The 12,247-nt window shown below is 64.9% G+C and carries 9 protein-coding genes; 5 read left to right on the top strand and 4 right to left on the bottom strand.

Annotation, left to right across the window (positions count from 1 at the left end):
• Positions 1–4: 4 nt before the first annotated feature.
• Positions 5–1,009 (bottom strand): Bug family tripartite tricarboxylate transporter substrate binding protein, encoded by a 1,005-nt coding sequence (locus tag AC5RTE_RS05765; RefSeq protein ID WP_494040446.1) that lies wholly within the window; start codon positions 1,007–1,009, stop codon positions 5–7.
• A gap of 141 nt (positions 1,010–1,150) precedes the next feature.
• On the opposite strand from AC5RTE_RS05765, the gene AC5RTE_RS05760 reads away from it, so the two are divergent.
• From AC5RTE_RS05760 to AC5RTE_RS05740, 5 genes are all read left to right on the top strand, one after another.
• On the top strand, positions 1,151–2,038 hold the full coding sequence (locus tag AC5RTE_RS05760; protein WP_494040445.1) for a LysR family transcriptional regulator: 888 nt from the start codon (positions 1,151–1,153) through the stop codon (positions 2,036–2,038).
• Positions 2,039–2,180: 142 nt separating this feature from the next.
• Complete coding sequence (gene kdgD, locus AC5RTE_RS05755; RefSeq protein ID WP_494040444.1) at positions 2,181–3,095, top strand: 5-dehydro-4-deoxyglucarate dehydratase; 915 nt, start codon at positions 2,181–2,183, stop codon at positions 3,093–3,095.
• A 28-nt stretch (positions 3,096–3,123) separates the two neighbouring features.
• Complete coding sequence (locus tag AC5RTE_RS05750) at positions 3,124–4,740, top strand: aldehyde dehydrogenase (NADP(+)) (protein ID WP_494040443.1); 1,617 nt, start codon at positions 3,124–3,126, stop codon at positions 4,738–4,740.
• Positions 4,737–6,065 carry an enolase C-terminal domain-like protein gene (locus tag AC5RTE_RS05745; protein ID WP_494040442.1) on the top strand — a complete coding sequence of 443 codons (1,329 nt, stop codon included), beginning with the start codon at positions 4,737–4,739 and terminating at the stop codon, positions 6,063–6,065. Before AC5RTE_RS05750 ends, AC5RTE_RS05745 begins: the two co-directional genes overlap by 4 nt.
• Positions 6,066–6,459: 394 nt before the next feature.
• Positions 6,460–7,812: an MFS transporter gene (locus tag AC5RTE_RS05740; RefSeq protein WP_494040441.1), complete on the top strand. Its 1,353-nt coding sequence runs from the start codon at positions 6,460–6,462 to the stop codon at positions 7,810–7,812.
• 77 nt (positions 7,813–7,889) lie between these two features.
• On the opposite strand, the gene AC5RTE_RS05735 is transcribed toward AC5RTE_RS05740, so the two are convergent.
• The 3 genes from AC5RTE_RS05735 to AC5RTE_RS05725 form a co-directional block, all read right to left on the bottom strand.
• On the bottom strand, positions 7,890–9,134 hold the full coding sequence (locus AC5RTE_RS05735) for a beta-ketoacyl-[acyl-carrier-protein] synthase family protein (RefSeq protein ID WP_494040440.1): 1,245 nt from the start codon (positions 9,132–9,134) through the stop codon (positions 7,890–7,892).
• A 5-nt stretch (positions 9,135–9,139) separates the two neighbouring features.
• Positions 9,140–10,753 carry a peptide chain release factor 3 gene (locus tag AC5RTE_RS05730; protein ID WP_494040439.1) on the bottom strand — a complete coding sequence of 538 codons (1,614 nt, stop codon included), beginning with the start codon at positions 10,751–10,753 and terminating at the stop codon, positions 9,140–9,142.
• A 190-nt stretch (positions 10,754–10,943) separates the two neighbouring features.
• The gene (locus tag AC5RTE_RS05725; RefSeq protein WP_494040438.1) at positions 10,944–12,035 is read right to left on the bottom strand and encodes an SDR family oxidoreductase; all 1,092 of its coding nucleotides are present in this window, start codon (positions 12,033–12,035) and stop codon (positions 10,944–10,946) included.
• Positions 12,036–12,247 lie beyond the last annotated feature (212 nt).

Below are 12,247 nucleotides of genomic sequence, written 5' to 3'. Positions count from 1 at the left end.
GGAATCACTTAGTTCCGCTGAGGCTGATGTCGTACTTCTCCACCAGTTCCTTGTACTTTGCCGCGTAGCCCTTCCACTCCGTGACTACTTCCTCCCCGGAAATTTCCTTGGGGGTAAGCATGTTCTTCTCGTTGAACTCCTTGTAGGCGTCCGACTTAAAGGTTTCCTGGAAGGATGCGAACAGCTTGTCCTTGACTTCCTGCGGCGTGCCCTTGGGCGCGGCCACGGCCCGGTACTGGGCTACGGGAACGTCATAGCCGGCTTCCTTCGCCGTCGGGGTGTCCTTCAGGAAGGTATTGCGTTCTTCGGAGAAGACCAGGAGCGGGGAAACCTTTCCTGCCTGGATCTGCGGCATGGCTTCCCCAAGCTGGATAGTGGCCAGTTCCACCTGGTTTCCCAGGACAGCCGTCAAGGCGGGCTTGCCGCTGTCAAAGGGAATGTCCGTACCGGTGACGTTGGCCTGCTTGAAGAGCACAGTCTGGGCCAGCTGGCTTCCGGTTCCAACACCGGTGGTGCCGAATGTGATGCTGCGGCCGGCGCTGGTCACGTCCTTGAAGCTCTTGAAGCCTGAATCAGCGCTGGCGACGAGGACGTAGTCGTCCTGCGAAAGGCCGGCAATGATGTCCAGGTCGTCAATGTTGACGGCCTCATCCGGGGTAACTGCGAGCGGAGTGATGGTGATGAGGGAGGCGGTCAGCAGGACCAGTTCCTGCCCGTCTGCGGGCTTACCGGCAACCTCCTTTGTAGCCAGGGCGCCGTTCGCGCCGGGCTTATTGACCACAGGCATCGGCTGACCGAGGCTCTTGGAGGCACCTTCGGCCAAGGCGCGGGCAATGAGGTCGGTGCTGCCGCCGGCTGCCTGTCCTACCGTGAGGTTGACGGGGCCGGAGGGGTATTTCGACGTGTCGTCGGCGCTGCCGCCGGCGACGTTGCCGCATGCGGTCATGGCCAGCAGGGTGATGGCGGAGGCTGCACCGAGGACGGTGCGGCGGGTGGGGAAGTGCTTCATTGGGACTCCTTTAACTGCTCCGGAACGGGTCCGGTTGTCTTTGTGAACCGAATCACTTCGGGCTCGCTATGACGAGTTTAGGGAGCAGTTATGATGCATGTCTAAGCCCATATGAGCATCAAGTGATACCTGGAAGGCATCATGTTTACCTTTGACCAGCTAGCGGGTTTCATCGCCGTGGCAGAAGAACTTCACTTTGGCAGGGCGGCGGAACGGCTCAGCATGACCCAGCCTCCCCTCAGCCGGCAGATCCAGAAGCTCGAAAAGAGCATCGGCACCGAGCTGCTCGAACGGGACAACCGGAAGGTTCAGCTGACGCCTGCCGGCGAAGCCTTCCTTGAGGAAGCAAAGCGGCTGATGGCGCTGGCTACGCGCGCTCCCATCACGGCCCGGCGGATCGCGACGGGCCGCTCCGGAATTCTCCGCATCGGCTTTACGGCCGCCAGCGGCTTCAGTATTTTGGGGCCGCTGCTGGAGGAGATGGCGGAGATCATTCCGGATGTGGACATCGACCTCCAGGAACTCGTCACCGGCGAGCAGATCCAGGGTCTCCTCACCGGCGGACTGGACCTCGGCCTGGCCAGGCCCCCGTTCGACCGTGACACCTTCGACTCACACCTGCTGTACCGGGAATCGATGATGCTCGCGGTCCCCGAAGGCCATCGCCTCACCCAGCTGTCCCGGCCGGTGGAGGATAACGACATAAGCGAGGAGCCGCTCATCATGCACTCCCCCACCAAGGCGACGTACTTCTATGACCTTGTGGTCAAGATGATTCCCATCCAGCACGCCAACGTGATCCATACGGTTAGTCAGGTCCTCACCATGGTGTCCCTGGTGGCGGCGAGGCGCGGCGTTGCCTTTGTCCCGCACTCTGCCACGTTGCTGGCAATCAAGGGCGTGGAGTTCCTCCCCGTTGCTGGAATGGAAAGCGAGCAGCCTGTTGAACTGCATGCCATCTGGAACCGGAGAGTGGACAACCCCGCCCTCCGCCGCCTCCTTCGGGACCTGGAGTTCCGTTCAGAGTAGGCTGCACAAGTATGACGGTTGATGCTCATAGAGCATCACTGGATACATAAATACACTTAGACAGGCATTACGTCCTCTGCCTAATCTGAGCAGGAACCCACAACACCTAGCCGCCCGCGGCGATCACACGGAGGACAACATCGTGGCAAAGTACTCACCCCAGGAACTGGCGGACACTCTCAAGGAAGGCCTGCTGTCCTTCCCCGTGACCTCGTTCGATGCAGAGCTGCAGTTCGATGAAGAGAATTACCGCAAGCATCTGGCCTGGCAGGCAAGCTTTCCCGTTGCGGGTCTCTTCGCCGCCGGCGGCACCGGAGAGGGCTTCTCCCTGTCGGCAGCCGAGTCCGAGCGCGTCGTCCGCACCGCCGTGGAGGAAGTGGGCGGCCAGGTTCCCGTCCTGGCCTCTGCCGGCGGATCCACGGTCCAGGCCATTGAGAACGCCAAGGCTGCCGAGGCAGCGGGCGCCGAAGGCATCCTCCTGCTGCCCCCGTACCTCACCGAAGCCGACCAGGGAGGGCTCATCGAGCACGTCAGCGCTGTCTGCAGCGCCACTTCCCTCGGCGTGATCATCTACAACCGTGCCAACGCCATCTACAAGGACACCACGGTGGCCGCGCTTGCCGACCGGCACGAGAACCTCATCGGTTTCAAGGACGGCGTGGGTGACCTCGAGCACGATGCCCGCGTCTACGCCAAGCTCGGCGAGCGGCTCTTCTACCTCGGCGGCCTCCCCACTGCCGAGACCTTCGCCCTGCCGCTGCTGCAGCTAGGCATGAGCACCTACTCCAGCGCCATGTACAACTTCGTGCCGCAGTTCGCCCTGGATTTCTACCAGGACGTGCGGAACAACGACCGCGTAGCCGTCAACAAGAAGCTCAATGACTTCGTCATCCCGTACCTGGACATCCGCGACCGGGTCAAGGGTTACTCTGTCTCCATCGTCAAGGGCGGCCTTGACGCTGTCGGCCGCTCCGCCGGCCCGGTCCGCCCGCCGCTGCAGAACCTCGCCGAGCAGGACCTCGCAGACCTCAAAGCCCTCATCGCCACCGTCTCCTGATCCACCACCTCTCATAGGAGGAACCATCGTGACCCTCACCGGACACTCCCTGATCGCCGGACAAACCGTTATCGGCGAAGGAAAAACAGCCCACGGCTACAACCCCGCCACCAACGGGCAGCTCGACCCCGCCTATTCGCTCCTGACCGAGGACCAGCTCAAGGCAGCCACCGCAGCGGCCGCCGCCGCGTACCCGTCCTTCTCGACCCTCGACCCGGAATCCCACGCGGGGTTCCTCGAGGCCATCGCGGACAACATCGAAGCCATCGGCGAGGAACTGATCATCCGTGCAAGCCAGGAAACCGGCCTCCCGGCTGCCCGGCTCCAGGGCGAACGGGCGCGCACCACCGGCCAGCTGCGGCTCTTCGCAACAGTTGTCCGTACGGGTGACTTCCGCGGCGTTCGCATCGACCCCGCCATCCCGGACCGCACCCCGCTGCCCCGGGCAGACATCCGGCAGCGCCAGATCCCCCTCGGACCGGTGGCAGTGTTCGGTGCCAGCAACTTCCCGTTCGCCTTCTCCACCGCCGGTGGCGACACCGCGTCAGCCCTGGCTGCCGGTTGCCCGGTGGTTTTCAAGGCCCACAACGCCCACCCGGGCACCGGTGAACTCGTCGGCCAGGCCGTCGTCAAGGCCGTCAAGGACTTCGGCCTGCACCCGGGAGTGTTTTCCCTGATCTACGGACCGGGTGCCAGCATCGGCCAGGCCCTCGTCGCCGACCCCGCCATCAAGGCCGTCGGCTTCACCGGCTCCCAGGGCGCGGGCATAGCACTCATGAAAACCGCCGCTGCCCGCCGCGAGCCCATTCCCGTCTATGCGGAAATGTCCTCGCTGAACCCGGTCTTCGTCTTCGAAGGTGCCCTGAGCGGCTCCACCGAACAAATTGGCGCCTTGGCCCAGCAGTACGTCACCGCCGTCACCGGCAGTTCCGGTCAGCTCTGCACCTCGCCGGGCCTGCTGTTCGCCCCCAAAGGTGAGGCAGGGGACAAACTCGCAGCCGCCGTCGCGCGTGCCGTGGCCGCCTGCGCCGGCCAGACCATGCTGACCGAAGGCATCGCCGGCTCCTGGAACGCAGGCACCGAAGCACTCGGCAACGCCGCAGGTGTGGACCTCATTGGCAAGGGCCTGGAGGGTGCAACGAAAAACGCGCCCGCTCCTGCCATCTTCGGCACGCAGGTCAAGGACTTCGTGACCAACCACGTCCTTCACGAGGAAATCTTCGGTGCTGCCAGCCTGGTCATCCGCTACGCCAGCTCGGAGGACCTGATCGAGGCCATCAGCGGACTCGAAGGCCAGCTGACAGCATCGCTGCATCTCATCGAAGAGGACTACCCGACGGCGGCACCCCTGATCCCGGCGTTGGAGCAGAAAGTGGGCCGCATCATCATCAACGGCTGGCCCACCGGCGTCGAGGTAGGCCACGCCATGGTTCACGGCGGCCCCTTCCCCGCCACCTCCGACAGCCGCACCACCTCCGTTGGAACTCTCGCCATCAACCGCTTCCTGCGCCCCGTCGCATACCAGAACATCCCCCAGGAACTCCTCCCTGCCCCGCTGCAGGACGAGAACCCCTGGAAGGTCAACCGCCTCATCGACGGCACCGTAGTCCTGGCAGCTGAAGAGAAAGCCGAGGTCGGCGCATGAGCAACCAGCCCATCATTACGGGAGTAGAGGTGGTCCCCGTTGCGGGCCACGACAGCATGCTGATGAACCTCAGCGGCGCCCACGGCCCGTTCTTCACCCGCAACATCGTCATCATCACCGACTCGGACGGGCGCACCGGCCTCGGTGAAGTTCCCGGCGGCGAAAAGATCCGCACCACCATCGAAGAAGCCGGTGCCCTGATCAACGGCAAACCGGTGGCCCGCTATCGCTCACTCCTGCGGGAGGTCGCGGCCGAATTCGCAGACCGCGACGCCGGCGGGCGCGGCCTGCAGACCTTCGACCTGCGCACCACGGTCCATGCCGTTACCGCCGTCGAGTCAGCCCTGCTGGACCTGCACGGCCAGTTCCTCGGCGTCCCCGTGGCCGAACTGCTCGGTGATGGCCAGCAGCGCACGTCCGTGCCCATGTTGGGCTACCTTTTCTTCGTGGGCGACCACAAGCGGACGGACCTCCCCTACCTGGTGGAGGACGCCCCCGCTGACCGCTGGGAGGAGCTCCGGCGCCAGGAAGCCATGACTCCGGAGGCCGTCGTCGCGCTGGCGGAAGCTGCGCAGGAACGCTACGGCTTCAGCGATTTCAAGCTCAAGGGCGGCGTGCTGTCCGGCGATGACGAGGTGGACGTGGTCACGGCCCTCGCCAAGCGTTTCCCGGACGCACGGGTCACGTTGGACCCGAACGGCGGCTGGTTCCTGGAGGAGGCCATCCGGCTGGGCAAGCGGATGCAGGGTGTGGTGGCATACGCCGAGGACCCCTGCGGCGCCGAAGGGCGTTTCTCCGGCCGGGAAGTAATGGCGGAATTCCGCCGCGCCACCGGGCTGAAGACGGCCACCAACATGATCGCCACGGACTGGCGCGAAATGTCCCACGCCATCCGCAGCAACGCCGTGGACATCCCGCTCGCCGATCCGCACTTCTGGACCATGCACGGTTCAGTCCGGGTGGCCCAGATGTGCCACGAGTTCGGCCTCACCTGGGGCTCGCACTCAAACAACCACTTCGACATCTCGCTCGCCATGTTCACGCACACCGGCGCCGCGGCTCCGGGCGAGATCACGGCACTGGACACCCACTGGATCTGGCAGGACGGACAGGGGCTGACCAAAAACCCGCTGCAGATCAAGGACGGCGCCATCGAGGTCCCGGCAGCCCCAGGCCTGGGCATAGAGCTGGACCGCGAAGCCCTGGACAAGGCCCACAAGCTGTACCTGGAGCATGGCCTCGACGCCCGCGACGACAGCATTGGCATGCAGTACTACATCGACGGCTGGTCCTTCGACCCCAAGCGGCCCTGCCTGGTCCGGTAGCACCTGCCCCGGCCAACACGCCGGCACCATCTTCCGCACGGCCGGACCTCCCTCGCAACAGGAACCGGCCGTGCGGAATTCCACGTGACAAAAAGGCAGACATCATCCGGTCCGTCCCGGCTCGTAATTACGACATCTGGAGCCCCATCGTGAAGTCCCAAACGGCACTGCTCGGCCGAAGAAACACAGTTGACGCCGCTCGCCCTGGTCCCCTTAACGTCAGCATTGCCGCGGCGATGAGTCGCGACTGCGATGACGAGTGCCACTTTTGCCAGGGGCCTGAAACTGACTGACGTCAGTCAACCGTAGGCCACGCCTGCGCCATGAGCGTTTCACCTCATTCTCCCCGCCCCGCAGCAGGCCCGGGATCTCTACCCCAAAGGAAATACATTCAATGACGTCTGTGGACAGTGCTGTCTCGGATGTGGCCACAGCCACAAAGAAGTTCTTCAAGCGCGTGCTGCCCATCATGCTGGTCATGCTGGTGTGCAACCAACTGAACCGGTCAAACATCGGCTACGCACAGGACCACCTCCAGGCTGACGTGGGCATCGGCGCCGCTGCGTACGGATTCGGAGCCGGGCTTTTCTTTATCGCCTACGCCATCTTCGAACTTCCCAGCAACGTGATGATGGAAAAGTACGGCGCCAAGGTGTGGCTGGCCCGGATCATGGTCAGCTGGGGCATCGTCTCCTTCCTGATGGCGTTCGTGCAGAACGAGACGATGTTCTATGTCCTGCGTTTCCTGCTGGGCGCAGCCGAAGCCGGGTTCTTCCCCGCCGTCATCTTCTACTTCGCCCGCTGGGTCCCCGCCGGCCAGCGCGGCAAAGCCACCGCAATCTTCATCGCCGGTTCCTCCATCGCTGCCGCGATCTCAGGCCCCATCGCCGGGATGCTGCTCAGCCTCCACGGCGCCCTTGGCCTGCGCGGCTGGCAATGGCTCTTCGGCTTCGAGGGCGCCCTGTCCGTGGTTGTGGGCTTTACCGTGTTCTTCCTCCTGGACGCCAGAATCGCGGACGCCAAGTGGCTCAACCAAGCTGAGAAGACCGCCCTGTCCCGCGCCATCGCCGATGAGGACGCCCAGCACACCGCAGCAGACGGTGGAAAGATCAACCGCTGGAAGATGCTCCTGAACCCGCAGATCCTGCTACTGTGCGGCATCTACTTCTCCATCCAGCTGTCCATCTACGCCAACACGTTCTGGCTTCCCAGCATCATCAAGCAGATCCCGGGCACCACCGACCTCACCGTGGGCTTCCTGTCCTCCATCCCGTGGGTCTGCGCAGTGTTCGCCATGTACTTTGCCGCCAAGCTGCAGGACAAAGCCAGGTCCAAGCGCCCGCTGCTGGTGGTTGCACTCCTGGTAGCCGCCGCAGGTACATTCGCCGCCGCGGTCGCCTCGCCGGTCATGGCCCTGGTCTTCCTGGCCATCGCCGCCATGGGCTTCAAGAGCGCCTCCCCGCTGTTCTGGACCATTCCGCAGTCCGGGCTGCATCCGATGGTCCTGGCTCCGGCCATCGCCATTATCAACTCCTTGGGAAACCTGGGCGGGTTCGTTGCCCCGTTCGGTTTCGGCATCATCAAGGAGCAGACCGGAAGCGTCATCCCCGGCCTGTTTGCGCTGGCAGCGGCCTCCACAGCCGCTGCAGGCCTGGTGTACTTCCTGAAGGAACGCCGCAGCGGAAACGGCGAAGCACTGGAGTCACACGCAGTCCCAGTGGAGGCACCGGTTCCGAGCCGGGCATAACGCCTTCAAGGCCGGCAGGAATCCTGCCGGCCAACGGATGAAGCCCGGAGCCAGGGAACTGGCTCCGGGCTTTTGCGTTATTCCCCCGTGATTACCAAGGCAACACTGTGCCCGCCAAACCCGAAGGCGTTCACCAGGCCCGCCGGGGCGTTGCCTGGCTGGAGCTGGCGGACGTCTTCGGTGACGACGTTGAGCTCTACCTCGGGGTCAAGTTCCTGGACGTTCAAGGTTCCCGGAAGCATCCCGGTCCGCAGTGCCTCAACCACCACAACGGCCGCGAGCGCACCGGCACCGCCCAGCAGATGGCCGGTATGGCCCTTGGTGGAAGTGACAGGGATGTCCGGACCGAAGATTGCGTTGATCGCCTGGCCTTCCAAACGGTCCCCCACCGGCGTGGACGTGGCGTGGGCATGCACAAACCCGATGTCTTCGGCAGCAAGGCCCGCGGAATCAAGCGCCTTCTGCATAACCCGCCGCTGCATGGCAGGATCAGCCGCCACAATGTCATTTGCGTCCGATGTCACAGCACCGCCTGCCACAGCACCCAACACGGCTGCGCCGCGGGCGCGGGCGTGCTCTTCGCTCTCCAGCACCACCACACCGGCGCCCTCCGCGAGGACAAAGCCGTCCCGGCCGCCATCGAACGGGCGCGAAGCCTGCTGCGGGTCCCCGGAACGGGTGGACAAGGCGCGGATCTGGGAAAAGCCGGTGATCACCAGGTCATTAACCGAGGCGTCAACGCCGCCGGCAATCACGACGTCGGCAGCACCGGAGCGGATCATCTCGGCTGCCTGGACAATCGCCTCCGCCCCGGAGGCGCAGGCGCTGACCGGCGTCCGGGCGCCGCCGCGGGCACCGAGGTCGATCGAGACCCAGGCCGCCGGGCCGTTCACCATGAGGCGGGTGAGCGTGTGCGGTGAAACCTTGCGCGGACCGGATTCGGCAAGGGTCCGGTCCTGCTCCAGGGTGGAGCCGAGCCCGCCGTACGCCGAGCCGATCACCACCGCGAAGCGCTCAGGATCCACGTCCGGCGCGCCGGCCTGCTTCCAGGCTTCCCGGGCAGCGATGAGCGCGAGCTGCCCGCAGCGGTCCATGCGCTTCATTTCGCGGGTGCTGAGGTGGCCGGAAAGGTCGGTGGTCACCTGTCCCGCAATTTTCACGGGCAGCTGTTCCGCCCAGGCTTCCCCAAGCGGTCCAATGCCCGACTTGCCGGCCACCATCCCGGACCAGGTTTCGGCCACCGAGGAGCCGAGCGGGTTGATGGTCCCGGCGCCGGTGATCAATGCGCGGGGTTGGACTGCGCTGGGTTGCACTGCGTTCACGGTTCCTACTTTGCGGGGTTGTGGGTGCCGATGGGCACGAGGGTCAGGTCCGGGTGGTTTTTTTCGATCCTGCGAAGGGCCCAGACGTCGTTGAACAGGGCGAGGTACTCGCCGTCGGACCGCAAGAGCACCTCGGCGCCCGGTACGTTGGCGAGCGCGGGCATGGCGTCCGCCGTCGTGATCCTGGCCAAAGAGTAGGGCAGGCGTTCCAGCCGCATGGGGGCACTGAAGTCGTGCGCCATCCGGTCCTCCACCACTTCGAACTGCATGGGTCCGACGGCGGCAAGCACCGGCGCCTGGTCCCCCCGGACGTCGGAGCGGAGCAGCTGGATAACGCCCTCGTGCTCGAGCTGTTCGATGCCGCGGCGGAACTGCTTGAACTTGCTGGGGTCCTTGGACCGGGCCACCTGAAAGTGCTCGGGGGCGAACAACGGGATGGCCGGGTATTCCACGGCGTCCTCAAGGTAGAGGCTGTCCCCCACGCGCAGCGAGGAGGCGTTGACCAGGCCCACGACGTCGCCGGGGTAGGCCTCGTCGATCACTTCGCGCTCCCGGCCGAAGACCTGCTGGGCGTATTTGGTGGCGAACGATTTTCCGGTGCGGGTCTGGGTGACCACCATGCCGCGCTCGAAGACGCCGGAGCAGACGCGGATGAAGGCCACGTGGTCGCGGTGGGCTTTGTTCATGCCGGCCTGGACCTTGAAGACGAAGCCGGAGAACGGGGAGGCCACCGGACGCGGCGTGCCGTCCACGTCCGGCCGCGGTGCTGCCGGCGGGGCGAAGTCCACCAGCGCGTCCAGCAGTTCCTTGACGCCGAAGTTGAGCGCGGCGGAGCTGAACAGGATGGGGGTGGTCTTGCCGGCGTGGAAGCTTTCGACGTCGAACTCCAGGTTCGATTCGATGACCAGGCCGGCTTCGTCCACAGCGTCGGACCAGTTGCTGCCCTGGCTTTCCGCCGCTTCCTCAGGGGTGAAGTACTCGGTAATGGCGATCTGTGCGCCGGCGTTGTTGCGCTGGAAACGGGCGAAGCGGTCATTGCGGAGGTCCCAAACGCCGCGGAAGTCGCCGGATATGCCTACTGCCCAGGTCAGCGGCATGGGCTGCAACCCGGTTCGCTCGGTGATCTCATCCATCAAAGCAAGAGCGTCCAGGCCGGGGCGGTCCCACTTGTTGATGACGGTGATGATGGGCAGGTTCCGCTGCTTGCAGACTTCGAACAGCTTCATGGTCTGGGTTTCCAGGCCCTTCGCGGCGTCCACGAGCATCACGGCGCAGTCGACGGCGGCGAGCACCCGGTAGGTGTCCTCCGAGAAGTCGGCGTGGCCGGGGGTGTCCAGGAGGTTGATGACGGTGTCCCGGTAGGAGAACTGGAGCGCCGCGGAACTGATGGAAATACCGCGGTCCTTTTCCATCTGCATCCAGTCCGAGACTGTTTCCTTGCGGTTTGCCTTGCCGCTGGACGCGCCGGCGGTGCCGATCACCTTGGCGTGCAGGGCCAGGGCCTCGGTGAGCGTGGACTTGCCCGCGTCAGGGTGGGAAATGACAGCAAAGGTCCGACGCCGGCCCGCCTCTTTGTGAATCTCCGAGATCCGGGCGGGGGTGAGGACATCTTGGGACACGGTGCTACTTTCGGTGCGGTTTTGGGCAAACCCCGTTCACTGCCTCATCAGGCGCGGCTGGGGGCCGGGGAAACGGGCTGGCGAACAGCCAAATTCAAGTTTATCGCAGGGCTGCAAACCGGCGGGGGCGGCGTTCGTACCTTCCATCGCCGCACCCGCCAGTCACCCGGCTCCCGGCCGGCCCACCCGATCAGGGAATGAGGTTCTCAGCCCGGTAGCGGTCAAACAGGGCAGTGAATGCCTCCAGCGTCCGCCGGTACCCGGTGAACCCGGCATCCCGGCTTTTGCCCATGTCCGTGACTACTTCAATATTGCGTCCCAGGTCGCTGTCCGTGTGCCACCAGGACGCGACGCGGTCCAGGTCCGGCTCGATCAGGTTATGGCGCCCGGCAAGTTCCCTCCACTGGTCCCCGCGCCCTGCCATGGTTTGTTCGAGGGGGCGTGGTTCCCGTTCGAACCCTTCCCAGGCCACGCCGAAGTAGGCCGCGAGCTTCGGCCACATCCAGCGCCAGCGGAAGACATCCCCGTTCACGATATTGAACGCCTCGTTGGCTGCTTTCGGCGTGGTGGCGGCCCAGACCATGTGCTCCGCAAGCACGCCCGCCTCCGTCATGTCAGTCAGTCCGTTCCACTGCGTCTCGGATCCCGGGAAAACGAACGGCTCGCCGTTTTCCCGGCAAAGTGCCGCCTGCGCCGCAAGCGTGAGGCCCATATTCATGGCGTTGCCCACCGCGTGCCCGATCACGGTGTGGGCGCGGTGGACGGACCAGGTGAAACCTTGCGCAGCAGCGGCGGCCCAGAGCTCATCCTCCTGCGCATAATAGAAGTTGGCCACCGGCAGGCGTGGCTCCTCCTCGTGGAAGGGCGTATCCGCCATTTCCCCGGCCGCATAGGCCTCAAAAGGTCCCAGGTAGTGCTTGAGTCCGGTCATCAGGGCAACGTGGGCTACGTCCTTGCCTCGGAGTGCCGCGAGGAGATCGCGCACCATACCGGCGTTAACGGTGATGTTTTCCTCTTCGGTGTCACGCCGCGACCATGCCGTGAAGAAGACATGCGAGGGGTTCTCAGGCCCCAGTGCAGCGGCCAATGACACCGCCGAGGTGAGGTCAGCGGAGAGCCAGCGGACACCGGGTCGCTCTGCTCCGGGTTTCCGGGACAAGGCCAGGACAGCCCACCCCTCCCCTGCCAAATTGTCCACAAGAGCTGATCCGGCGATGCCGGTGGCCCCCACTACCAGCGCCGTCCGCTCCGTGCGGGCTGTTGTTCCTGAGGCTAAATCCATGGTGCTCCTATTGGTCGGTGCTGCCCGTGCGGCAAACGACTCCGGTGGGCCGGGCGCCGGTGTGTAGCTGCCCTGCGGGCACGGCCGCTGCCGGGCCGATGTCGGTCTCTTAGCGACAAGCCACCTGGCCGGGCAGATATTCCTGCAGCTGCTGAGGGTAGTGAACGGAGCGGAAGCCAAAGTACTCACCCGGCCGGCCGCCGTCGGGCGCG

The sequence above is a fragment of the Arthrobacter sp. K41 genome, assembly GCF_059089645.1.
This window is presented reverse-complemented; position numbering and strand designations above follow the sequence as displayed.

Coding starts and splice junctions, on each gene's coding strand:
- AC5RTE_RS05765 (WP_494040446.1), bottom strand. CDS start 1,009: ATGAAGCACTTCCCCACCCGCCGCACCGTCCTCGGTGCAGCCTCCGCC.
- AC5RTE_RS05760 (WP_494040445.1), top strand. CDS start 1,151: ATGTTTACCTTTGACCAGCTAGCGGGTTTCATCGCCGTGGCAGAAGAA.
- AC5RTE_RS05745 (WP_494040442.1), top strand. CDS start 4,737: ATGAGCAACCAGCCCATCATTACGGGAGTAGAGGTGGTCCCCGTTGCG.
- AC5RTE_RS05740 (WP_494040441.1), top strand. CDS start 6,460: ATGACGTCTGTGGACAGTGCTGTCTCGGATGTGGCCACAGCCACAAAG.
- AC5RTE_RS05725 (WP_494040438.1), bottom strand. CDS start 12,035: ATGGATTTAGCCTCAGGAACAACAGCCCGCACGGAGCGGACGGCGCTG.